21 protein-coding genes are annotated in these 24,014 nt (G+C 53.4%); 19 read left to right on the top strand and 2 right to left on the bottom strand.

Annotation, left to right across the window (positions count from 1 at the left end):
• Positions 1 to 29 precede the first annotated feature (29 nt).
• The 3 genes from AC6IZD_RS09470 (at position 30) to AC6IZD_RS09460 (ending at position 3,425) form a co-directional block, all read left to right on the top strand.
• Positions 30 to 722, top strand: coding sequence for a FadR/GntR family transcriptional regulator (locus AC6IZD_RS09470; protein WP_497787448.1), 693 nt, complete (start codon positions 30 to 32; stop codon positions 720 to 722).
• Between the two features lie 41 nt (positions 723 to 763).
• Complete coding sequence (locus AC6IZD_RS09465; protein ID WP_497787447.1) at positions 764 to 2,293, top strand: hypothetical protein; 1,530 nt, start codon at positions 764 to 766, stop codon at positions 2,291 to 2,293.
• A gap of 139 nt (positions 2,294 to 2,432) precedes the next feature.
• A complete protein-coding gene (locus AC6IZD_RS09460; RefSeq protein WP_497787446.1) occupies positions 2,433 to 3,425 on the top strand; it encodes a glycosyltransferase family 2 protein in 993 nt (330 codons plus the stop codon).
• Here AC6IZD_RS09460 and AC6IZD_RS09455 read toward each other — a convergent pair.
• The gene (locus AC6IZD_RS09455) at positions 3,422 to 5,113 is read right to left on the bottom strand and encodes a hypothetical protein (RefSeq protein WP_497787445.1); all 1,692 of its coding nucleotides are present in this window, start codon (positions 5,111 to 5,113) and stop codon (positions 3,422 to 3,424) included. The genes AC6IZD_RS09460 and AC6IZD_RS09455 overlap by 4 nt on opposite strands.
• Positions 5,114 to 5,177: 64 nt before the next feature.
• Here AC6IZD_RS09455 and AC6IZD_RS09450 point away from each other — a divergent pair, with 64 nt between their 5' ends.
• From AC6IZD_RS09450 to AC6IZD_RS09395, 12 genes are all read left to right on the top strand, one after another.
• Positions 5,178 to 6,392: a glycosyltransferase family 87 protein gene (locus tag AC6IZD_RS09450; RefSeq protein ID WP_497787444.1), complete on the top strand. Its 1,215-nt coding sequence runs from the start codon at positions 5,178 to 5,180 to the stop codon at positions 6,390 to 6,392.
• 161 nt (positions 6,393 to 6,553) lie between these two features.
• Positions 6,554 to 8,089, top strand: a complete 1,536-nt coding sequence (locus AC6IZD_RS09445) for a hypothetical protein (protein WP_497787443.1) — start codon at positions 6,554 to 6,556, stop codon at positions 8,087 to 8,089.
• Between the two features lie 480 nt (positions 8,090 to 8,569).
• Positions 8,570 to 8,758: a Flp family type IVb pilin gene (locus AC6IZD_RS09440; protein WP_497787442.1), complete on the top strand. Its 189-nt coding sequence runs from the start codon at positions 8,570 to 8,572 to the stop codon at positions 8,756 to 8,758.
• Positions 8,759 to 8,852: 94 nt separating this feature from the next.
• Entirely contained in the window at positions 8,853 to 9,041 is a 189-nt protein-coding gene (locus AC6IZD_RS09435; RefSeq protein ID WP_497787441.1) for a Flp family type IVb pilin, read from the top strand.
• A 191-nt stretch (positions 9,042 to 9,232) separates the two neighbouring features.
• Positions 9,233 to 9,772, top strand: coding sequence for an A24 family peptidase (locus AC6IZD_RS09430; RefSeq protein WP_497787440.1), 540 nt, complete (start codon positions 9,233 to 9,235; stop codon positions 9,770 to 9,772).
• Positions 9,769 to 10,602, top strand: a complete 834-nt coding sequence (cpaB, locus tag AC6IZD_RS09425; protein WP_497787439.1) for a Flp pilus assembly protein CpaB — start codon at positions 9,769 to 9,771, stop codon at positions 10,600 to 10,602. The genes AC6IZD_RS09430 and cpaB overlap by 4 nt, the downstream gene beginning before the upstream one ends.
• A 29-nt stretch (positions 10,603 to 10,631) precedes the next feature.
• Positions 10,632 to 12,110 carry a type II and III secretion system protein family protein gene (locus AC6IZD_RS09420; RefSeq protein ID WP_497787438.1) on the top strand — a complete coding sequence of 493 codons (1,479 nt, stop codon included), beginning with the start codon at positions 10,632 to 10,634 and terminating at the stop codon, positions 12,108 to 12,110.
• A gap of 17 nt (positions 12,111 to 12,127) precedes the next feature.
• Positions 12,128 to 13,345, top strand: coding sequence for a CpaE/TadZ family protein (locus tag AC6IZD_RS09415; protein WP_497787437.1), 1,218 nt, complete (start codon positions 12,128 to 12,130; stop codon positions 13,343 to 13,345).
• 27 nt (positions 13,346 to 13,372) lie between these two features.
• Positions 13,373 to 14,716, top strand: coding sequence for a TadA family conjugal transfer-associated ATPase (locus AC6IZD_RS09410; RefSeq protein WP_497787436.1), 1,344 nt, complete (start codon positions 13,373 to 13,375; stop codon positions 14,714 to 14,716).
• Between the two features lie 22 nt (positions 14,717 to 14,738).
• Positions 14,739 to 15,698 (top strand): type II secretion system F family protein, encoded by a 960-nt coding sequence (locus AC6IZD_RS09405; protein WP_497787435.1) that lies wholly within the window; start codon positions 14,739 to 14,741, stop codon positions 15,696 to 15,698.
• A gap of 3 nt (positions 15,699 to 15,701) precedes the next feature.
• Positions 15,702 to 16,610: a type II secretion system F family protein gene (locus AC6IZD_RS09400; protein WP_497787434.1), complete on the top strand. Its 909-nt coding sequence runs from the start codon at positions 15,702 to 15,704 to the stop codon at positions 16,608 to 16,610.
• 122 nt (positions 16,611 to 16,732) lie between these two features.
• Positions 16,733 to 17,155, top strand: coding sequence for a DUF192 domain-containing protein (locus AC6IZD_RS09395; protein ID WP_497787433.1), 423 nt, complete (start codon positions 16,733 to 16,735; stop codon positions 17,153 to 17,155).
• 15 nt (positions 17,156 to 17,170) lie between these two features.
• Here the strand turns inward: AC6IZD_RS09395 and AC6IZD_RS09390 are convergent, their stop codons facing one another.
• Positions 17,171 to 18,487, bottom strand: coding sequence for a zinc ribbon domain-containing protein (locus AC6IZD_RS09390; protein ID WP_497787432.1), 1,317 nt, complete (start codon positions 18,485 to 18,487; stop codon positions 17,171 to 17,173).
• Positions 18,488 to 19,254: 767 nt separating this feature from the next.
• On the opposite strand from AC6IZD_RS09390, the gene AC6IZD_RS09385 reads away from it, so the two are divergent.
• The 4 genes from AC6IZD_RS09385 to AC6IZD_RS09370 all read left to right on the top strand — a co-directional run bounded on the left by AC6IZD_RS09385 (position 19,255) and on the right by AC6IZD_RS09370 (position 23,910).
• Positions 19,255 to 19,917 carry a TadE/TadG family type IV pilus assembly protein gene (locus AC6IZD_RS09385; protein WP_497787431.1) on the top strand — a complete coding sequence of 221 codons (663 nt, stop codon included), beginning with the start codon at positions 19,255 to 19,257 and terminating at the stop codon, positions 19,915 to 19,917.
• A gap of 9 nt (positions 19,918 to 19,926) precedes the next feature.
• Positions 19,927 to 20,388, top strand: a complete 462-nt coding sequence (locus tag AC6IZD_RS09380) for a TadE/TadG family type IV pilus assembly protein (RefSeq protein ID WP_497787430.1) — start codon at positions 19,927 to 19,929, stop codon at positions 20,386 to 20,388.
• A gap of 14 nt (positions 20,389 to 20,402) precedes the next feature.
• Complete coding sequence (locus AC6IZD_RS09375) at positions 20,403 to 22,136, top strand: pilus assembly protein TadG-related protein (RefSeq protein WP_497787429.1); 1,734 nt, start codon at positions 20,403 to 20,405, stop codon at positions 22,134 to 22,136.
• Between the two features lie 106 nt (positions 22,137 to 22,242).
• Positions 22,243 to 23,910 carry an energy transducer TonB gene (locus tag AC6IZD_RS09370; RefSeq protein WP_497787428.1) on the top strand — a complete coding sequence of 556 codons (1,668 nt, stop codon included), beginning with the start codon at positions 22,243 to 22,245 and terminating at the stop codon, positions 23,908 to 23,910.
• Positions 23,911 to 24,014: the final 104 nt, after the last annotated feature.

Here is a 24,014-nt window from a genome sequence, read left to right as displayed (position 1 = left end):
CTGCGTTAGGTCCGGTTCCGCGTGCTACCTTGAGCGAACAGGTAGCCAAACATTTGGCAGCCCGAATCACCGCGGGAGATTGGAAACCCGGTCAACGCTTACCTTCCGAATCAGACCTCTGCAAAGCTTTCAACGTAGGTCGTTCGACCCTTAGAGAGGCACTTACCTCTTTAGCCTTTATCGGTCTCATTCGGGTACGTGCAGGTGGCGGAACCTTTGTAGCTGATAAACCCTCGGCTTACTTAACTACTGCTTGGTTGAACGAAGGACTACTTACCACGGAGAAAGCCTTCTTCGAGTTCGCGGAGGCTCGTCTTATTCTCGAAAGCGAGCTCGCTGCTCTTTGTGCTGAGCGTATCACAATTCAGGAAATGGAAGAGATCGAGCTTCTGTTGAGAAGAATGAACAGCGTTGTTCCTGACTCGAAAGAATTCGCCAGACTGGACCTGGCGTTTCACCTCGCTGTCGGCCAAGCAGCTAAGAACAACGTGTTGAATTCGATTCTGTCCGAAGTGCGAGAACAGACTATGGAGCTGATCAGCAAGATTCTGCTAGTACAAGAGGCTATGGAGAATGCAGTACGTGGTCATGCGAGGATCTTGCAAGCATTGCGGCAGCATAGTCGTGCTAGAGCGCGCGATGCCATGCGGGAACATCTGCAATCATTCCAGCGTGGCTACCGAGTTCTGTTTGATGATGCGGGAACGAAGAGGACTGCTTAAGTTAGCGAAGGTATCGAGTCATCAAGAGGAGAGTACGAAGCTTGATCAAAGCCGAGGTCGACAAGCCCGATGCGTCGAAATTAGGAGACAACGACGAAAGCGGTTTCGAGTGCTCATCGCCAACAGGTTGGGCCTTACTTTCTTTTCCAACAGTTCTAACTTGCTCCCTTGTTTATCTTGTCTTCATCCTGTCGCGGCGGAACATCGCAGACCCCGACCTTTGGTGGCATCTGCGCAATGCTGAGCGCTTGATCACAACTGGTCATCTTCCAGTAAGGGACACCTACTCGTACACAGTCTCGGGTGCAGCAGTAGTTCCATCGGAATGGCTTTCAGAGCTTCCTTACTATTTTGCGTACACACGGGGCGGGTTCCTCGCTGTGTTCCTGCTCGTGTTCGTCTTGACCGGATTGATCGTTCTGGGAATTTTCAGACTTAGCCATGTCGCGAGCGGAGACGTTAAGAACTCCTTTCTCGTGACGGTGGGAGCCGCTGTACTTGCATCAGTTTCAATGGGCGCCAGGACTCTCCTGTTCGGATGGTTGATTCTGATCTGCTTGATGTTGGTGCTGGAACGCTTCCGCAGTGGCAGGGCGGGCGCGTTGTGGTTAGTGCCGCCGTTGTTTTGCATTTGGATTAATTGCCATGCATCCTGGCCAATGGGGATGCTGGTCCTTGCGCTCTTCATCGCCTCGGGGCTCGTGGAAGGTGAGTGGGGCCGAGTTGTGGCAAAACGCTGGTCGCGTCGCCAGGTCCGTCAACTTTTGATTACGGCCTGTGCGTCGGCTGGGGCGCTGTTTGTGAACCCTCTTGGGTATCACCTGGTTCTCTATCCGTTCCAGGCAATGTTCGACAAGCATTCGGGCGTGTACATGACGTCTGAATTCGCTTCCGTCGACTTTCACACCGCTTGGGGAAACGTGGCGATGTCACTGATCATCGGCACGCTCTTGATCGCCGTCTTTTCTTCACGCAAATGGCGAGTCGACGAGGCCGGTCTCACAGTTATCGCGTTTTACTACTCCCTTACATACATTCGGTTCCTGTTCCTTGCCGGCATATTGCTCGCACCTGTGTTCGCAAGACGATTCAAGTTGATGGAGCCCTACAAGCCGGGATCTGACAAGCCGCTCCCAAACGCCATAGCGCTTGTGATATTGCTTGGGCTTTTCGTCGTAAGCTTGCCATCTAGCTCCGGGTTTCAGAACTACGTGAAATATCCAGATGGCGCAGTCGCATATAAGAAGTCCAACAATTTAAGGGGACGCGTATTCAACGATTGGGTCTGGGGTGGATACCTGATCTGGACGATGCCTGAGCAGAAGGTATTCATCGACGGTCGCGCTGATCCATACGGTGGAGATAATGGCGTCTTCGCGGACTACTGGGCAGTGGTCACAAACAACGACGCTCAGGCCTTGTTGGACAAGTACGAGATTGAGTACGTACTTATATCGAGTGAGAGCACGCTGGCGAAATCTTTACAATCAAGTCCGAATTGGGGGGTAGCGTATCAGGACTCTGTGAGTGTTCTCTTTCATCGTGAATTTCACGCACAACAAGATCATTGATTCGGGGACACTTCAATCGTGTGTCTCTGGCCTGCATCTAACAATTCAGGGCGCGCATCACGTCTTTGTATTCCATTGCGTGGCCCTCTGTGTTGTGTTACATAGATCGTGCTTTCCGTTCCAGGCTTGAGGGGGCAGGATGCGCCAACTGAATGGAGTCATTCAACTTTCCATTGTCGTCCCGTGTTTCAACGAAGAGGAAGTAATTCAGGAAACCAACCGCCGACTCGTAGAGGCCGTTGAAAATATCGGTTGCTCGTTTGAAATCATCTATGTGGATGATGGCAGTGTTGACCATTCAGTGGCGATAATGGGTGAAATGCAGTCGAAAGATAGCCGTATCCGCGTTGTGCAGCTCTCACGCAACTTCGGACACCAGGTTGCGATTACGGCGGGACTCGAGCATGCTTCCGGTGACGCGGTGGTGCTCATTGATGCGGACCTTCAAGATCCCCCAGAGCTAATCACTCAGATGGTCGAGCGTTGGATAGAAGGCTGGGATGTTATCTACGGAGTTCGAACTGACAGGGATGGCGAATCGCTATTCAAGACGCAAACGGCCAAGTGCTTCTATCGCTTGATGAACGCCCTTTCCAGCACAGAGATTCCGCTCGATACGGGCGACTTCCGCCTTATTGATCGAAAGGTAGTGGATGCTCTGTTGTCCATGCCCGAGAGAGATCGGTTTCTTCGCGGCATGATCACGTGGGTCGGCTTTCGGCAAACGCCTTTGTACTACCGCCGAGCTCCGCGATATGCGGGCAGCACTAAGTACCCTTTGAGCAGAATGCTGCGATTCGCTCTTGATGGCGTGTTTTCATTTTCAGTCGTCCCCTTGAAACTCGCGACCCTGCTGGGTCTCACATCCTCATTGCTGGCGTTGATCGGTGGCGTGCTGGCTGTTGCCAATCGGGTATGGACCAACCACTGGGTAGTAGGGTGGACCAGTCTCTTCCTCGCGGTGCTCTTTATGGGAGGCGTGCAGCTTACGTGTTTCGGAATCGTCGGAGAGTATGTGGGGCGCATCTACGGCGAGTCGAAGCATCGACCTTTGTACTTTGTCCAAGAGCGATTGGGATTTTCTACCCAGGCCTCATCGGCCAGGAAAGTGGCGGCAATGGGAAGGAATTAGCGATCCTCAAAACTCGGACAAGCTACCTCGTTCCTGACCATATAGAAAAACGCCCACTCAGATCTAGTCTTCATGTTCAAAGTTCGGCAACTTCGGTAGTGCCGAGTTATGTATTCAACAAGTGGATCTGACGCCAGTGCGGAGAGCGGCGTTGATGGCCAGATACCAACCGCCTTCCTTGGAAAGTCCGTGTCGAGCAGGATTACTGGAGTTTGCTTTGATTCCAAATCGTGAATGGCCAGCGCATATTGGTCGGGCGATGCCATTCCTGGCTGAAGGAAATCGAAGCGAGTCGCATTGAGAGTCCCAGTGATGTAGTAGTAAAAAGGCTGGTATGGGTGCACATAGATCTCTCGGCCTCGCGCGACGGTGTTTCTAATATATAGCTCCACTTCATCCTGGACTGCGGCTCGCCCACGACCCACACGAGTGTCGATCGTCGTGTGTGAGGCGCGTGCTTTCATAATAGGTGCCGCGCCGAAACCTCCAAACGAGAACAGTAATGCCAAGGCAATGAAGGATCGTAACGAATGCATATGCGGCAAAGTTGACGGCTTGATGTCGAGCGTGGCGGGTACAAGGTACATGAAGAGAGGGGCCACGTAGATCAGGTGCGTCATATCGGCTCGCTTGGTGTTCAGTATCGCGGCGAACACCCCAACGAACACGCAACCTCCGAGGACATACGCCTCAAGGAACCTGTTCCGCCCGTCACGGCGCAGAAGAAACATCGTCCAGATGGTGCTCGCCATCACAAGTAGAGGGAAGACAGAAATCAGAAAGATCGGGGAGGTAAAGATAAGGACCAGGCTTCTGACCACCCATGATCCGCTTGTGTATAGGTCAATCAAATTGGCCGAGTCTGCCCCTACGAAACCATAGGAGACTCTATTCACCACACTGTAGTGCCGCAGCGGCCATAGCCAAGTTTCTACCATCGCGCCCACAACATTGTGTGAGGCAAAATATGCGAGTGTGACCAGCATGGGGACGAAGAACCCAAGAGCGCCCCCCGCAATGGCGCGAAAGGAAACTAGCGTTCTTGTTCCCAATAAGGCGAGGGACGCTGCCGCGATACATAAACCAAGTCCGAGGCCGGCACCTTTTGATTCTTCAGTTAAGAAAGTCAGAGCAGTAAAGAAGCCCACCGGGACCGACCAGATCGCATTGGAGGACTCGAGCAATCGATGTGCGCAATACACGGCGACCAGCGCCAGCACCGTGCTGTCCCAATTGTGCAGCACCACGAAGCGACCCGGCATAGAACTAACGACGAGACACGCAGCAATAAGAGACGCGCTTCTGCCACACATCCTTCGGGACAGCAGATACGTTAAGGAAGCGAAGAGTCCGCCAAACGCCAGGAGCACCGTTCGGGCAACTACGAGCGAGTCGCCGAAAAGTTTGAATGCAGCGGCTGTGAGGTAAAACGAACCCAATGTGTAAAACGCGAAGAAATCTCGATAGGGAAGCTGTCCATGTAGAATCCGCTCGGCACCTAGGAGTGAAAAACCCTCGTCAGCATTGAACCAAATGTAATCGCGCAAAGGCCAAAAGCAGAGAACCGTAATCGTGAAGAGCCCTGCTGCAATGCAATGATCGCGCACATCAGTCCCAGCGGGGGGCTGTAGCGATCGGGAGAATGTCTTTTCCGGTTGTGCCGGGACCGTGCCACTCAAGTGCGTCATGAATCATCCTGTCTGCTGAGTTGTTGTTTGACGTCGGATAGTTGCGTGGTACGATCCATTCACGATGCTGACGGCCGCCGAGAAAAGGTTCACCGCATTCTGTATCGTGATGGTGGTTCTTGTCCACTTGCTTTTGCTCATGATGCAGTGGACGAATATCCAGGCGGCTCGTCCTGATTTTGCGGCGTTATACGCGTCTGGAAAGTTGGCGCATGAAAGCGTGCCAGGTGTCGTTCGAATTGGTGGGACCGCAGTTCCAGCAGATTCCCTTCACCCTCCTATCGAGTTATTGATCTTCGCACCGTTGTCTAATCTTCAGTATGCGACTGCCTTCCTCGTATGGTACGCGTGCAACCTTCTGATGGTGCTCAGTGTGCCGTTCCTGCTGCTTAAGCACATAGAGAAGATGCGGCCGTGGACTGCATACATTGCCGTCTTGGTGGGAACGTTTTTCCCGGTGCTTCTGACTGTTGTGCAGGGGCAGGACTCGATACTGCTTCTGTTTGTTCTCACTATTTCATATTGCCAAGTCAAGTCCGGGCGACCATTTGTCGCCGGCTTGCTTTTGGCCATTGGCATGATCAAGTTCACGTTGGTAATTCCGATCGCTATAGCATTTGTGGCGGTCAGGAATTGGCGCCTGTTGGCGGGGGTTGCCATAGGTCTGCTTGCACTCGTTGCCAGCACAGTACTGGAGTTCGGTACAACCGGCATGCTGAGATATTGTGGGTTTGTCGCGCGAGAGGCGTCCTCAAACTCTGTGACGGTTGAAACCTCCTTGCAGGAATTGCTAATGCCGAACTTGCGAGGAGTTATTCATCTCGTCGCAAACGGCATACTTACACGATCTGCAACCAACATGCTGGTAGTCGCCATCTCTGTCGCCATTCTGATTGGGGTAGGGATGAAGTGGACAAGGCTGAAGCAATATGGCCATGACTTTGATCTTCTCTTCTCGATGCAGATCATCACGGCCGTGCTCGTCAGTTATCACTTGTTTGTGCATGATGCCAGTGTACTTGTATTGCCGATTCTGCTGATTGCGAATCTTGCTGTCGATGATCGTAAGAGATTTTCACTCTTTGCCATTGCTTGCGCGGTTTTGTATGGAGTTCCGTTTGTAGGAGGTTTACGCCTGAGTATGCCCATGTTCTTCTTTTCCTGCGTCGGGCTATTGTGGAGTGTGTGGAACCTGCCGACCAAAGAGCCTGTTTGGGAAAGTGCGGGCAAGCAGGCCATTTGCAAAGCAGGAGCAGACAGGAGATACGATTCAGGGTGAATGTGTGCGAATCTAGCCTCCGGAGATCATCGCGTGAGTACAGCAGCCAGCGAAAGAAAGTCCGTTTATAGGTGGGACACATGCCCGAAGAACTCTCGACGCCAGTTCGATTCCAAGCTTCCATTCGCCAATCCAATTCAACACCAAGGAAACGAAATTCCGTGTCACGATGGATACTGCCATCCATCGCCGACGTCTTCTTCTTGGTGTTGTTCGTACTGCTCGTATTCACTGCGATGAGTAGCGGACTATTGGGTGACGCCGACACGGGTTGGCACATTCGGACTGGAGAGTTCATTCTTGCCTCCCACTCTGTACCTCGCATTGACTTGTTCTCCTACACCAAAGTTGGGGAGTCCTGGTACGCATGGGAGTGGCTCTATGATGCGGTGATTGCAGCAGTTCACAAAGCCGCGGGTCTGAACGGCGTCGTCCTATTTACGGCGTTGGTGATCGCAAGCACCTTTTCGCTCTTATTCCGGCTTGTCTTGCAACAGAGTCGAAACTTTGCTGTGGCGCTTGCCTCGACATTGCTGGCCGCCGCAGCTTCGCAAATCCACATGCTCGCGCGTCCGCATGTCCTAAGCTGGCTGTTTACCCTGCTGTGGGTAGACGCGCTGTATCGATTTCTAGAAGGGAAGCGTGTTGTACTGTTCTTTCTGCCTCCGTTGATGCTGCTTTGGGTGAACACTCATGGTGGTTTCATCATGGGGCTTGCGATACTCGCACTATTTGGCGTCGCCGACGTGTGGCGATACTTGGTCGCTGGGGGCAAAGAGGTGCGCCAGAGATTGTTGGATTTGACGACGGTATTTGTAGCGTGCGCCGGCGTCACCCTGTGCACACCTTATGGATACAAGCTGCACATTCATGTATACGAGTACCTCTCGAATGGCTTTTTAATGGACTCGATCGACGAGTTTCTGTCACCAAACTTTCATGTGCCCGGATTCGGATACTTTGAGGTAGTCATCGCTCTAGCCATAGTGGCGCTTCTGGTTAAGAGAGATCGAATCACTTCAACAGAGCTGGTGCTGGTGCTCTTTGCGATTCACGCCGGACTATATGCGCAGCGCAATATTCCAATCTCGGCGATCATGATCAGCGTCGCGGTGGCTCAGTTGTTTTCGACACCATCGTCGCAAGTTATCCAAATTTCATGTCCGGGCATGTTGAATCCCACTTTGAGGGCCATGGGCGACATATCTCGTAGCATGGGAACGATGGAGCGCCAGTTCCGTGGGCACACCATCGCGGTAATCACTGTGATTGCGTCGATAGCAGTTGCGCTTCACGGGGGGCGCGCATTCTCAACTCAGCTCATGTCCGCACACTTCAGTGAGAAGCGGTTTCCAGTTAATGCCGCCGAATTCATCGCCCGACGAGGGATTCACGATCACATGTTCAACACCGACGCTTGGAGCGGTTACCTTATTTACCGACTTTACCCTGGGTTTAAGGTCTACTTCGATGATCGGCATGACTTCTATGGAGAACAATTCGCAAGGCAGTACGTCAAGGTGAACAATGTCAGTCGCGAGTGGCGTGAGCCACTAGAGAAGAACGAAGTACGCTGGGTGTTGTCGGCTGTCTCGTCTCCACTTTCCAGCGTCCTCAGACAGAGCAGTGAGTGGACGGTGATATATGAGGATGGATTGGCAGTGATTTTTTCGCGAGTGTCGCATTCCCAAAAGTGAAAAATGTAGAAACCGATGTTTCCGCTCGCACAAAGCGGTAATTCCACTCGCGTACGCATTTAGCGCAGGTTATCAAACTGGAACCGAGAAGAAGTGCACCTGATTACCTCTAGTTACGACATCGTTTCTGATCAATCTTGAAGTGTAGTTACCGAAGGTTACTCTGGAATGTGGCAGGTAAACCAAAGGTACAAGTGCGCCAGCACCCGCCTAAGTTCATGGTTGACTTTCCAGAGCTTCTGGCCGATAGTTCGCCTTGCGCAGAAAGGCGCGGGATTCGGCGGCAAGTAACCAGATTCTCGCTTGCCCTCAAAGCAGGGGTGGAAATTCGCCCTGTGAGGCCTACGACGGTGTTCGGTTGTTCTCCCCCAAAGTGCACACCGTCTACGTTTTTTCCTTACAACTCGGAAGCAGCAACTCTCATCTGAGTTAAGTAGTTTTCTCTAACCTATCAACGCTGTGCGCTGAGGAGGAGTTGAAGTGAACCCACGAATTCTCAACCTACTCCGGACTTTACATCGCGACGAATCAGGTCAGGATTTGATCGAATACGCGCTCGTAGCGGCGCTCATTGCTTTCGGCGCTGTAGCGGCAATGACCACTCTGGCCGGAAACATCAACTCTGCTTTCTCTGTTATTGGGTCGAAGTTGACCGCAGCTGTGAGCTAGTCGGTTTAGTGCCGGCTGGCGGTTTTTGCTCATTCTTTGGTCCGGACTTCCGGGCTAATGTTTAACCCATATCACTTGGTAAGGAGATCTCCGAATGAAAGCTAGTCTCTTACGCACCCTTCGCGCTCTGCACAATGACGAGTCCGGTCAGGACTTGATTGAATATGCTCTGGTGGCGGCTTTGATCGCTTTCGGCGCTGTCACCGCTATGGGAGCATTGTCTGGAAAGATCAATTCCGCTTTCTCGATTATCGGCTCAAAGCTGACCTCGAGCGTAAGCTAGCCCGTGCTGATCCTACCGGGGTGAATACATCCCGGTCCATTGACACGCCGGAACACGAGGCGTTGCAAGATGGTTCGGAGGTTTTCCAGGGGCGCATTGCTCACAAGGCGCTCCTGGCCATCTCCAAAAGTGTTTCGGCGATTGAATGAAATGTGTGGTTCGTTTTTGAAGGTGGGCCTGGGGAATTTTCAATGACGACTGAGCATTTGTTTGTCGGGTGTGCTTTAGCAGTTGCTCTGGTAGGTGGCGTCACGGACGTGGCCAGCCATAAAATTCCGAATTTGCTCACTTATGCTGCTTTTCTGGTAGCCATCATTGGACGGGGCGTGCTACAGGGCTGGCATGGCCTCACGAGCGCTGTATTCGGTGCGCTAATCGGCGGCGGCATATTCCTCTTGTTCTTCTTGATCCATGCAATGGGCGCCGGCGACGTCAAATTGATTACTGCTGTTGGTGGTCTCGCTGGTTCCAGCCTAGCGCTTCAAATATTGCTCGCTTCGGCTATCGCCGGTGGTGTCCTGGCGGTGATCTATGCCGTGTGGCGACGTAGGCTTCGCGCAACTTTCGTCAACGTTGGAGCGCTGATCAAGTTCCATGCAACAGTCGGCGCAGAGGTTCATCCGACCTTGAACCTTTCTAATCCCGATGCCGTCCGCCTTCCGTATGGCGTGGCTATTGCGGCTGGGGTTCTGTATTCAGCAGTTGGATTCTACTGCCGAGGTGGCTTATGAACTCGAAACGAATTGCATTGGCGCTTGTGTTGGCTGTGGCCATCGCGGGAGTTGTGAGCTACGCCTTCTACTCACGTATGCGTTCGCAACAGGCCGTTACTTGTTCGACCGTGAAGGTTGTCGCGGCGACAAAGCCGTTGAGTGCCGGATCTCCGATCGGTGCTGACAGCGTGGCTCTTATCGATTGGCCTTCCAGCATGCCTCTTACCGGCGCCTACTCAAAGATAGAGGACATAGTCGGGCGATCGGTTATCTATCCTATCGATCAGCATCAGCCCATCCTCGAGCATGATGTCGCGTTGGCGGGCTCCGGCATTGGCCTCACTGTGAAGATCCCGGAAGGCATGCGCGCAGTTTCGGTCCGATCCAACGATGTGGTCGGAGTGGCCGGATTTCTATATCCAGGATCACACGTCGACGTGCTAGTGACCTCGAGGGTCGACAATTCTCCGAATCCCATCACGCAGACAATTCTCTCTAATGTCGAAGTGCTCGTGGCAGGTCAAAGGATCGAACCCGATCCGCAGGGAAAACCGGAGACGGTCAATGTTGTTACGCTGCTTCTGAAGCCCCAAGATGGCGAGAAACTTGTATTGGCTTCAACTCAAGGCTCTGTACAGTTTGTATTGCGCAACGGTGCAGACCAGAAGCAAACGGACACGAAGCCGGTGAATATGGCGGACGTGATGACTGGCACTAACAAGCCCGTTCAGGTGGCGGAGAGGAAACCCGTGGTGGTGAAGGCTCCTCCTCGCGTTGTTAAGCCAGCCGTGTTTTATGAGGTTGAGACCATCGCTGGTAGTAAGAGGTCGGTCGATAAGTTTGAGTAAGTTTTGATTCCACAAAGAGGAAACTCGAAATGCGAGCACTTCACCCTGTGGTTAATTCGGCAGTTGCCCTCTTTCTGCTAGCTACGGCTTTGCAAGCCGCACAGGCGCAAACGCCTGCAGGACAGACAGCAAATCCTCCGGCGGCCGCGCCAAAGGTCGAGACACCGGATCAGGAGCAGCAAATCGGCCAAGCGACATTTGCGCCGGAGACTCAGTCGGTACATATTCAGGTTGGCCGATCTATCGTTCTGAATACTCAGTCACGGTTGCGCCGTATTGTCGTAAGTAACCCCAATGTGCTCGATACAGTAACGGTCAGCACTACTCAGGTGGTTGTAACTGCAAAGAATCCAGGTAGCAGCAGCCTTGTAATGTGGGATGAAGGCTCAAACGCGCGAATATTGGATGTGTATGCTGATGTAGATGTTTCAGGTTTACGTGACAGCATCAAGGCTGCATATCCCAACCAGAACATAAAGGTCGAAGCAGAGCAAGGTCGCATACTGGTCAGTGGAAGCGTCAATAGTAAGTCTGTCGCTGACGACATTCAGAGGATGGCTGCAATTTACTCGAAGGATGTTGTTGACTCGATGACAGTCGACCTTCCGCATGAAAAGCAGATCATGTTGAAGGTACAGTTCGCCGAAGTCGATCGGGTTAAGCTCGATCAGTACGCTTTCAATCTTCTGAGCACGGGCGCTGCGAACACCCCTGGAACGATCACCACCGGCCAGTTCGGTGCTGCAACCCTTAGCGGATCGATCACAGGCGTGATCGGAGGATCGCTCAAAGGTTCCTCCACGAGTCTTACCCCTTCCAACCTGCTTAATGTGTTCCTGTTCCGTCCAGACTTGAATTTGGGCGCGACGATACAGGATCTGCAATCGAAGAACGTGCTGCAAATACTCGCCGAACCAAACATCATGGCCCGCAGCGGGCAGCCAGCACGGTTCCTTGCGGGTGGAGAATTTCCTTTTCCAGTGGTTCAGGGTGGGGCGGCTGGAAGCGCGGCCAGCGTAACAATACAATTCAAGCCATTCGGCGTCCGCCTGGACTTTACTGGCACAATTGACGGAAACACGGTGAAGCTGAAGGTAGCTCCGGAAGTCAGCACACTCGATTTCACCAACGCTGTGACTATCTCCGGGTTCCAAGTCCCGGCCCTTTCGACAAGGCGCGCTGAGACAGAGGTCGATCTGCTTAGCGGTCAGAGCTTTGGTATTGCAGGGTTGCTGGACAAGCGTACAACCTTGCAGATGAGCAAACTGCCAGGCTTTGCGGACATTCCCGTGATCGGAACATTATTCAAATCTAAGTCTATAAGCCGCTCCAATACGGAACTCTTGGTGATGGTGACGCCCGTCGTCATAGATCCGGTAAATGAAGCCGCTCATGCTACATCACCACAACCGCCCGAAATGCCCGTGAACAATTTGGGCACAGGTGAGTTTGATCGCACGATACAGAAGAAGTCGAGTTCGGCTCAGAGCACGACTAATAACAAGTAATCACGAGGTAGCAAAACGTGAGCACCCTAATTCCTCAAGCCTCTCGTCGCACGTTGGGCATCGTGACTGTCTCGGTCGACAAACGGGCCGCTGCAGGTTTGCGTGAGATTATTGACTCGCTTCCTGGATTTGAAATTACAGGCGAACTGGACCACTACGCAGGCAGTGATGTTGCGCTTATGCAGGACCTTGTGCAGAGACAGCCCGATGTGTGTGTCCTAGATTTCGACAACAATCGCGAGAGTGCGGCACGCCGGGCCGAGCAGATTAAGAATGCAATGCCTATGACGGCTGTATTCGCTTTTTCGGCCGATTCGCACCCTGAACGCATCATCGATGCCATGCGCTCAGGGTGTTCGGAGTACCTGCTTAAGCCACTAGCGAGAGAGCGGGTTGTTGAGGCGCTAGTGAAGCACGAGCAGAAGAAGCGGGAACGTGCTCCTCAAGGTAACAAGGGGAAGGTCTACACATTTGTTGGCGTAAAGGGAGGAACCGGCGTAACAACTGTAGCTACTCATATCGGCACTTTCGCGGCGCAAAGCGGGATCAAAACGCTGCTCATCGATCAGCATCCCGATCTAGGCGATGTGTCGGTATATCTCAGCTTAGGTAAGCACCAGTACCACTTCTTTGAGTTAGTGCATAACGTTCATCGACTCGACTCGGAGCTGTTACAGGGCTTTGTTACAAAGCACTCATCGGGCCTTCATGTCCTTGCCGCACCGGATTCGTTCGGGGCTGCGACGAAGGCTTCAGAGACTGCGTTAGAGAGCACGTTGGAATTTCTTCGGGAAGAGTATGAACTGGTTCTCATTGACTGCGCACCCGGACTGAACGCCTATAACGTCGGCGCTATTGACCGCGCGGATGCGGTGTTTCTCGTGGCTTCTCCGGAACTTCCGTCTATACGAAACCTCGTTCGGTACCTTGAGCACCTGAAGCGCTTCAACTGCCCGCAAGAAAAGACACGCGTAGTAATTAATAGGTATGACAAGCGATCGGCGATTCGCGAGGATCAGATTGAGAAGACGATACGCATGCCAATAGCTTTCGTCGTTCCGAACAGTTATGCGGAAGTTGTAAACGCGATCAACAGCGGTACGCCAATATCTCAGAATTCAAAGTCGGATCTGGCTGCGACTATCCGGAGGTGGGTCGATACGCTGGTCGAGAGAACCACGCCGGGAGCCACAAAACAAGAATCTAAACGCCTGCTGGGAATACTGGGCCTGTAGATATTTTGGGGGCATTGAGAAGGCAAAATGGCAACTTTCGGCGACACCACTAGAAACAGTGTTCTGGAGTATGACCAGGGAACCCGAAGGGACCTGAAGCCCAAAGCGTATCAAGAAATGAAGTCCGCGATCCATCGCGACCTCCTCAGCCGTGTCGATCTCGAGAAGCTGAATTACCTCGACGACAACCACGCGCGCAGCCAGATACTTGCGGTTATTCAAGACCTGGTGGCGCACTCAAATACGCCGCTGAGTGCATCGGAGCGCGAGCGACTGTCACGCGAGGTTCTGGACGAGGTGTTTGGTCTTGGTCCTTTGGAACCGTTGCTACAGGATCCGACCATCAGCGACATCCTGGTAAACACATACGCAAGCGTATACGTGGAACGCGGTGGATTGCTGGAACCGACGAACGTTGCATTCAAAGATAATCTGCACTTGATGCACATTATCGACAAGATCGTTTCTGGAGTTGGACGACGCGTCGACGAGTCGCAACCGATGGTCGATGCCCGCCTGCCAGACGGCTCGCGCGTCAACGTCATCATTCCGCCGCTGGCCGTAGATGGTCCGATTCTGTCGATACGCCGTTTTGGCACCATTCCTCTGGAGATTGAGGACCTGCTGGCAAACCACACTTTGACACCGCAGATGCGAGATGTCCTTCAAGGTGCGGTCGCATCGAGGCTGAACGTCGTTATCTCGGGCGGAACAGGTTCTGGCAAAACTACTCTGCTTAACGTGCTTTCGCGCTTCATATCGGAGAAGGAGCGGATTGTCACGATTGAAGATTCCGCCGAACTCCAGGTGAAGCAGGAGCACGTGGTCCGGCTTGAGTGCCGCCCGCCGAACGTTGAAGGCAGGGGTGCCGTGCACCAGCGCGAACTTGTCATTAACTCTCTCCGTATGCGCCCAGACCGCATCATCGTCGGCGAAGTCCGCGGCGAGGAAGCTTTAGATATGTTGCAGGCCATGAATACTGGCCATGACGGATCACTAACGACAATCCACGCAAACAGTCCGCGCGACGCCATTGCTCGTATGGAGACCATGGCGTTGATGGCTAACCTGAATCTGCCTGAGAAGGCCGTTCGTCAACAGATTGCCTCAGCGGTTGACGTTATCGTGCAGGTGTCACGTATGAGCGACGGCACAAGGAGAGTGACTCATCTTACTGAGATCACGGGAATGGATCAGGATGTGGTCAGCATGCAGGACATCTACCGCTATGAGAAGCGTGGGGTGGGAATCAACGGTCGTGTATTAGGAAGGTTTTATTCGACGGGCGTCACACCAAGGTTTGCGGAAAAGATTGTGGCATCCGGAATTCCCATATCGCCGAGTCTCTTCGACATGTCAGTCGAAGTGTAGCGCTGCCTGGAAAGGGTTCACGATGCTGATCCTACTGTTTGTATTGCTCTTGGTGCTGACCTTTGCCGTCGTTTTCATTATTACGAGCCCGAGCAAGAAAGAGAACGAGCTAGGGAAACGTCTCGCCGGACTCGATAGCGAGGGACTGACCGCCGATCAGGGCCTGGGGCCTGACATCTTGAAGCGGGAGGTTTACAGTGACCTCCCGATCGTTAATACCATACTGCAGCGAATCAAGATCGCGGCTGATATTGATGTCCTCATCAAGCAGGCGAACTCAAGCTGGACGGTTGGCCGTGTAGTGTTTGGGGCTCTTGTCTGCCTAGTTCTGGGCGGAGTAATCGCGGGTACATGGTTTCACAGTACCGCGATTGGCATTGTTCTGGGTCTGGTCGCGGCAAATGCTCCGTACATTTCTTTGCGAGTAAAGCGGTCGGCAAGATTGAACAAGTTCGCCTCCATCTTGCCCGACGCAATTGATCTCATGGCTCGTGCTCTTCGAGCTGGGCATGCCGTCACCGCGGCGATTGAGATGGTCGCTCGCGAGATTCCCGACCCGGTCGGCATGGAGTTTCGCCGAGTGTATGAAGAGCAGAACTTCGGGTTGCCAATCCGCGAAGCGCTGCTGCATCTTGCAGAGCGAGTTCCAGTCCCGGATCTGCAGTTCCTTGTCACCGCGATGTTGGTGCAGAAGGAAACTGGCGGCAATCTAGCCGAGGTCCTCGACAAGGCCGGTGCAGTGATCCGCGAGCGCGCTCGTCTTCTGGGTCAACTACGAATCTACACTGCTCAGGGAAGGTTAACAGGCTGGATCTTAGGGCTGTTGCCATTCATCGTCTTTTTACTAATGAACCTCATGAATCCCGGCTACGCCCACATCCTTCTTGAAGATCCAGTTGGCCGCAAGGCGATCTGGCTTGGACTTGGGCTCATGTCTATCGGTGTTTATCTCATTCGCAAGATCGTCGATATCAAGGTGTAGATCATGATCGGAATGATTATTGCCGTTGTTTTGACCTTCGTTCTGAGCCTAGCCCTTTTGCTGCTGCTGTTGAACGATAAGTCGCCGGTCGCGGCGAGATTAACCGCGATCGCAGCGCAGCAAGTCGAGGCCACTCCCGCACCGTCGAAGTCGGGTGTTGCGGTTGTCTCTCGTTTCACTGAATTCATCAAGCCACTACGTAAGATGATTGGGTTGGCGAACGACGATGAGATTGCAACCCGCCTTTCTGCGGCTGGCTATCGTGAGCGTGGCTATGTCGATTTGTACTTCACGGTGAAGTTACTTGGACCAGTACTGGGCGGTCTTATCGCAGGCTTCTTGTTGCGCGGCGAGAACGCCTTCCTGTATTTCCTCATCTTGGGCGCCATTGGATATTTTGGGCCTGACTTCTGGCTTACCGGCGCAGTTAGTCGTCGGCGCGAACGAATTCGCTTGGCATTGCCAGACGCGCTGGACCTGCTGGTTATCTGTATGGAAGCCGGCCTCGGCATGGATCAAGCGTTGATCCGAATTGGCGAAGAACTGAAGCTAAGCCACAAAGATCTTAGTGATGAACTACTGCTGATTCGCCTTGAGCAACGTGCCGGCAAACCACGCATTGAAGCCTGGCGAAACATGGCGAACCGAACGGGACTGGAGGTGTTCCGCTCGTTCGTCAACATGCTTGTTCAGACCGAGCGCTTTGGCACACCACTTTCGAAATCTCTTGGTTACTTTGCAGATGCCATCCGCACCCGCCGTCGGCAGCAGGCAGAGGAAATGGCGGCAAAGACCACGGTGAAGCTCGTGTTTCCTCTGGTGTTTTTCATTTTTCCGAGTATGTTTATCGTATTGCTGGTTCCTGCAATTCTTGCGATCAGCAAAAGCTTCGTCGACAACTTTGGGCACTAACTTAAAAGGGAGAAAAGATCCATGGATAATGTCACACTTATTCGAGTGGTTTCTGGTGTACTTTTCGTCGTCGTGCTTTTCATCCTGATCCAGCGTCGCAAGAACCGGGTATCGTAAGCACCTTGGGAGATCGCTTTGGGCAGCCTGAACAGTTGATTCGTGTTCATAACACGAGTAGAGGAACTTGTCTTGGCCAGCAGATCGGGATCGCCGATACAAGCTTGCGGCGAATGGTCGGTCTGCTAGGCCGTTCATCATTAGATACTGAATGCGGGTTGTTTATAGTGCCTTCACAGGCCATCCATACTGTTGGGATGGCTTTTTCGATCGATGTGGTCTTCGTTGATAAGAAGTACACAGTCGTAGGACTGCGCGAGGCTATGCCTCCACGCCGGCTGTCGCGCATCTACTGGAAAGCTCTCGGGGTTATTGAGCTTCCTCCAGGAACGATCGCCGCGTCTCAAACCCAGCTCGGCGATCATCTCAGAATTGAGAAGGTTGCTCCAGACGAGATCCCATCTGCTGCGGCAAGCAGCACGAAGTAGTAGATGTCGTACGGATTACCGTTCAATCACGAGCGGAGCATCGAGATGGAAGGTTAGGGATCGGTCTGCCAAGCGCTCCCCGCTAGAGACTTCAACCGGATGTGATTTCACCGCATAGCTCTTGTGCTCGATCGCAATCGCAGTAAGATCTAGTCCGAGGTTGTTTTCTGCTGCTATTACTTTCAACTGGCACAGTGCCCCTGCCGGAATTGCCGTGATGCCGTTCGTCTTTACGGGATGTGCGACGCGGCCTGCAATCATCGCCCCAGTCCGAAGCTGTCCTAGTTTGCCAGCTTTTACGATCACATCAGCTTGGCTCAGGACGAGCACCTCTCTCGGCGTCGAGTTTCCAGTTAAGGTCTGCGTGCCAGACGAGCCGACAACTTCAAGGGACTGAGCTTTTCTTGTACGGGGACGCTCAGGCTGATCCAAGCCTACGGAGGTTCCGCTGTTTGTCTCGCTCATGGCCTCGCGCGCTTTGTCTGCGAAGCCGCTGTTTGAGGACATCAAAAGTTGGTATTGCTGACTGGCTCTACGACGCAGGGTCGCAGACTCAGAGCCGCCATGTTGTGCGAAGTAGCGCAGCCGCTCAGCGAGCACCCATCTGAGTTCGTCACCATGTATGTCGCCGGGATAGGTTCGAGTGTAGTATTCGACCGCCCTTTCGGCCTCGTCGAGCACCGCCGTGTTTTCCATAGTTAGCAGATAGGCTTTCAACACGGCCGAACCATCCGCAACCACGACCTTCGGAGGTGCAACCTCATTGGTGGGCGCGAATGCTTGTGCATTCTTCCATTGGATCGTCATCCAGCGGTGTGAGCTATCACCATCGGGATAGCCCAAAACGTCCAGTGTAGTTCCCTCGGCAATCGTGTCGACTGTAGACGAGTTTGCTGATGGAGTATGACGCAACGTAATAGGACGCAGAGAGTACGATTTTCCAACTACCCGGGGCAAAGCGGGGGACTGATTCATCTTGCCAAAAAATAGAGTGCCTAATGCGAAGACAAGGACAAAGGTAATCAGGCTTACTCCCCCGGCGCGCAGCTTGCGCGCTGCCTCGTTCCGGCGCTGGGGCATCTGAGGAATGATTTCCGATGAAGACAATCTCTCCGGAGACTCGCGGACGAACGGAGTGTGACAGAACACGCATTTCTTATGCTGAAAAGACACAATACGGTTGCAGGATGGACAGCGCCGGACCTTCGAGAGGGTCACATTGCAATCGGGGCAGGTCTCCGCATCGGCAGCGTACTCGCCTCCGCAGATCATGCACATCGCAAGTGTGTCAGTACCGCTTTTCCATTCGTCCACGTTCGTCTCGGTCTTCATAGCTGTTAGATTCTGAACTACCCCAAATCGTCGTACTGTAACTCAATTGCAAAGAATCTTGCTGCAATCCTATGTTTGGTTAACCAGAGCTTTCATGCCGCGAACTAACGCATCCAAGTCACGAACCACCCATGTCATACTAAACTTATACGTAGTGTGCCAGTTTTCTGGCTTTACCCATTCTTCACGAAGCTTCGACCAGTAAGCCGCGCGGGTAATTCGCTCATCGCTGCTTTCGGGCGTGCCCGCATCCGCTGTAATCCTGAATTCGGCTGGAGCTTGCTGAGGCAATTCCGATGTTCGGCTGTACTTCCACTGAATAACGGATGACGCGACGTTCCAATATGCTCGTGCTAGTACTGGCGTGGGTTCTTTTGGGGCATGAAAACTAACGAAGTCATCTGGTGCCTTACTGTTTAGGAGTACCCTTGGCTGGGTGGAAACTACGGCTATAAGTAATACGAAAAGAATTACCCCCAAGGGCCAAAGGCTAAACCTTCCATCACTCGGTCGCATTACCAACCCCCTGCTTATCCCGGAAAAGCTCAGCCGCCCAGTTATTTCCTTCTTCGAAGCATCGGCTGCAATGAATTGCGCATCCTAAGAAGCAGACCAGCTCTGGATTGGATGCAAACAGTATCACATCCGGTTACTTTTTGTGAACTGAATATGTATCTATCTGCAGGTTTTTTGCGTTGACTCTGCTGGGCAGAGTTCATAGAATTCGGTTCACCCAGCGGCACCGGTGGCAAGTTGAGGGTTTGAGCATGAGGCTACGTCAGCTTTGCAAACAGTGCGTGCGTGATTGCAGTGGCGCCGCGCCCGAGAATGCCGTACCGAAGATTCGCGGTCGAAAGACATGCACGGGTTACAGCCTGATCGAAACGGTGTTAGTGCTCCCGTTCTTGGTCGTCGTCTTGCTCAACGCGATCAACTTCGGATATTACTTTCTTGTTGGGCTGAACCTTTCCTCCGCCTCGAGAAGTGCAACGGAGTATGCGATCACCGGCGAGGCGACGCCTGGTACGATCCCATTGCCGCCTGTAGCGCCGCTCAGCGGTGTTGCGAATCCGTGTCCGACTTGGAACCCAAGTTGCTACGTGAGCAATGCAGCAATTGCCGATTTCAAACTTCCGTCCTCGGCCTCTAGCACCGTACAGGTATGCAGTCCTTCGTATGCTTCGGCGAGTGGACCGGTACTTGACGCGAGCGGAAATCCTGTGTCGCCTTGCGTAAAAGGTTCGGGTGGTAGTTTCAGCTCCAGCGGAAATGCGATTGCGGATCAGGAAGCCCCGTCGTTCCTGCTGCAGCAGGTCGATGTCTGGTATAGCTTCACCCCGCTTATTCCCGGAAGTGCGTTCAATCTAGTCACCCCGTGCCCGGGCACATGCAACTTCCATCGTCAGGTCGTCATGCGTTCAATGAATTAGAGGGGGCATATGCGAAAACGGCTTGCAGGAAGGCGATTCAGCAAGGGAATAGCGCTCATTGAGTTCGCTATCTGCGTGACGATCGTAATACTTCTGATGTTCATCATCGTTCAGTTCTGCCTGACGATGTACGCCTACAACATCATGGCCGACTCTGCAAAAGAAGGTGTGCGTTACGCTATCGTGCATGGCGCCTCGAATAGCTCGCCTTCTGGTCCGACCACAGGGCTCGGTTCGGCTTCCACGTGTTACACAAATAGCGGCGACGTCTATGCGCGGGTTCAGCAGTTTGCGAGTATGTCAATGCACGATCTAACGGGCATGACGGTGCAGGTCTGTTATCTTGATGGATCGAACCAAATCACAGGAAGGGTCTCTGTAAGCATATCTTATCCACTGATTCCACATATCTCTTTACCCTGGTCAACCCCCACCGTTCATGCCGCGGCGCAGGGATACATAGTCAATTAGGGAGGTACAAGACAATGGGCCGTATCGGCAGAATCAAGACGCGGCGATCCGAGCGTGGCCAGACATTGATCATAGTGGCGCTTGCACTGGGACTGTTCCTTCTCGCCACCCTCGGAATCTGTGTTGACCTCGCAAATGTCTGGTTTCACAGGCAGAATGTTCAGAGTGCTGCCGATGCGGCCTGTACGGCTGGAGCGATGGATATGCTCACTGTTGCAAACGGTGGGCTCACGAGCAGTTGGTGGTCCGCCACAGCGACAGGCGGCACGGTCATAAACTGCAATGACTCTTCGCCGAATACGGGCACCAACGTTCCATCGCCTTGCTGGTATGCAAGTAAAAATGGCTATTCGAGCCCGGGGCTAAGCGCCGGAGGCTCTAATAACGTGACGCTCACGTTACTGTCCAGCGGTTCGACTTGGGGTGCTGCTACTGAGCCTGGCGACGCCGGATTTGATCTCGCCGGGACGGCGCCTTTCCTGCAAGTAAAGATTGTCGAGCGTGTCCCTGTGTACTTCCTGTCGTTAGTTGGTCCCAGTACCATTGATGTTCCCGCTGTCAGCGGATGTGGCCTCCAACTAGCAAAAGCCCCCATCCCGCTTGTTATTCTCGATCCTAATCATAACGGGACCATGAGCAGCAACGGTTCTTCCAGCCTTCAAATCGTGGGAGGTCCATCCCAGAGCGTTGAAGTAAACTCAACGCTTATGAATGCTGTGTCTAATCAGTTTGGAAAACCTAACGACTACAGCGGCACCATCGACCTCATCTATGGTGGACCAAATTACAACGGTAGTAGTTTCGGCGTGGCAGGGGGGCCGCTGTCGAAGCCGAGCGGCTTCCAAACTCGTGGTGGAGGGCAGTGGATGAAAGCAGCACCCGTGTCGGATCCCTTTGTAAAGATACTCGCTCCGACTCCGATTCCAGGTGCTCCAACGGACCCAGACGGTGTTTGCTCGTCGTTGCTGATTCAGCAAGGAAACTGCGGCGTGCTATTTCACGATAGCACGCATTACTGTCCCGATGACAAAGGATGCAAAGTCTTCACCCCCGGACTCTATCCCGGAGGACTTCACGTGAAAAGTGGCACGGCGGTGTTTACGCCTGGAGTGTATTACCTTCAGAGTAGCCTGATCTTCGACGCTAATTCAGTCATACGACCCAGCGCGGCGCCGGGGGACGGAAGCGGTGGGACTATGTTCTACATCACCGGCACTCCGGCAGGTGGATCGTGTAAAGGGTTGATCTGTATTGATTCCAATAGTGGTCAGGTCCCAGGAAGTCATAATGTCGATAAGTTCGACGTTACTGCGGCGCTTTGTCCAGGTGTCACCAGCCTGAACAGCAAGCTGAAAAACGCACTCGACAATATGGGCGCCACTTATACAGGCCTAACGGGTAACTTGCTCTTGGCCCCGTGCACAAAAGGTAGCACCTATGACTACGGCGATCCATCAGGAGCGGGAAAGTCTCGTGGCATGCTGTTCTACTTGGATCACTCCATCACCGGAACTGCCGCCCAAGGGAACTGGAGCGGCGGCGGTATGTCTCTGTTGGCAGGTAATGTGTACTTTCATAACAACAACAATGACGCAGACTTCACGCTTCAAGGGAATGCTTGCTCCAGCAGCTACATCCTTGGGGAGATCGTAACGGACAGGCTCGATTTCGGGGGTACTCCTTGTATCAAGATGGTGCTCAATCCCGATGCGTCATACAGCATTCTGAAGGCGGCTCTGCTTCATTGATCAGTTTGCTTGATGAACTACACACGTTACCAGGCAGCGATGGGGTGGTGATCTGTAACTCACGAACAGAACGTCAAATCGTGGAGGCGGGATGCGGGTTCCCAGGATGTTTAGCACTGACCTTGGCCGAACGCCGTTGCCCGCTCGCGGACTATTTTATTCCGTTTTGTTTCACTGCCTGTTTGCTGCAATCACGTTGACGGTTCCTTGGGATTACTGGATGCCTTCGGAGGTGCATTTTGCCTCTATGGAGCGCATGAAGCAGCACGAAGTGTTGCTGCTTCCAGAAGTCGAGCCGATCGCTGCTGCCGCGGCGCCCGCTTCTGGGGGCGCGGGAGAGAGCTCGTCGAAATCTGCGGGTGCTGGGTCGCGCAAAGCGGCGGCTGGAATTGTGTATCAGGGTCCTCAAGTCATTATCTCGGCACCTCCACACCCCGACAACATTATCCAGACAATTCAGCAACCTGATCTTGCACGAAAGTTGAAACTTCCGGCCCCATTGCCTGTGCCTTCGCTTGTAGCGATCGCGCCGACGAAGCCAGTGCTTGCTCCGCAGCCGGAGGTCAAAACTACCCCTGACGTTCAGCCTTCAGCCAACAGTGCAGCAACTCGTGCGGTTGAGGAGGTTGCACCTCAGCCGATCATGGTCGCACAGGAAACGCAGCGAGTCGATGCTCCGAAGCTTCCATTACCAAGCGCGAGCTCTGCGGATGCGCTGCATGCGTTGGCCAACAACAGTCCGACACAATTGCCGAAACTCGGTCCTCCTGCGCTGGTTGCTAGGACCGGGACGGATGCACACAACGCACTCGTTGTGAATGCAGTGCCCGTCAACGCACCTCCGCCGGTGGCACTTCCACCTGGGGAACTATCCGGTGCGTTCACTGTCTCTCCTTCTCCCGTAGCATCGCGTCCTGGGGCCGGCAAGTTGGCCGGCGGAGGCGTCGAGATCGGTGGCGCTCCCGGGATTGCCAATGGCTACGGCACTGGCAGCGGAGGTGTGTCGACATCATCACACGGCGGTAATGGGACTGGAGGTTTAGGTGCAGGTGCAACCAGTGGAGATGGGAAGGGAACTCGCGCTGGTACGGGATCCGGCAATGGGCCTGGTCACGGCGACGGCTCCGGCAAATCTGGAAATGGCAACGGAGGCGGTGGACTGCAGATTACCATCAACAGTGGCGGCGCTGGCTCGGGTAACGGCAACAGTCCGTTTCAGGGCATTACGATTCAAGGCGGCTCGTCGCGAAGGAATGGACGATCATCGTCCCCTTCGGAGCCGAAGTCGCCTGCGTCCTACGGCATCACAATCGTTGCAAATGGCGCGACAGGTGGCGGATTCAAAGACTTTGGAGTGTTTCGGGACGAAGCATCGTACACCGTCTATCTCGACATGAGAGGGACGGGCGCAACCACATCCAGTTGGACGCTGCAATATGCGCTCTACACTCGGCGTTTGCCAGGTTCGGCACACATGGCGCATGTTCAGCATGGGCTGCTCACACCCCCTTATGCGGTTGCAAAATCTGTACCGCACTTTTCAGCGGAACTGGCGAGGCGTGCAGCAGGCTCGACCATCGTGGTGTTTGGCATTGTCAATCTAGAGGGTAAAGTTGAGGATCTGCAAATTATGCAGACGCCCGATCCGAATCTAAATAAGCCATTGCTAGACTCTCTAGCAAAATGGACGTTCCAGCCGGCGCAAATGGATGGCGCGCACGTTCCGGTGAAGTTCTTGCTTGGCGTTCCCGTGAATTCGGTACCTCACGCTTGAAAGTTTAACTTCAGCTTGCAGACCTTGTTCCAGATTGGTGCGCGTACAGTGTTTTTGCTCCATTTGTCCAACCGCACATGCTGAAATGGTGATACAGATTCCAT

It is taken from the genome of Koromonas humicola (assembly GCF_059726255.1).
This window is presented reverse-complemented; position numbering and strand designations above follow the sequence as displayed.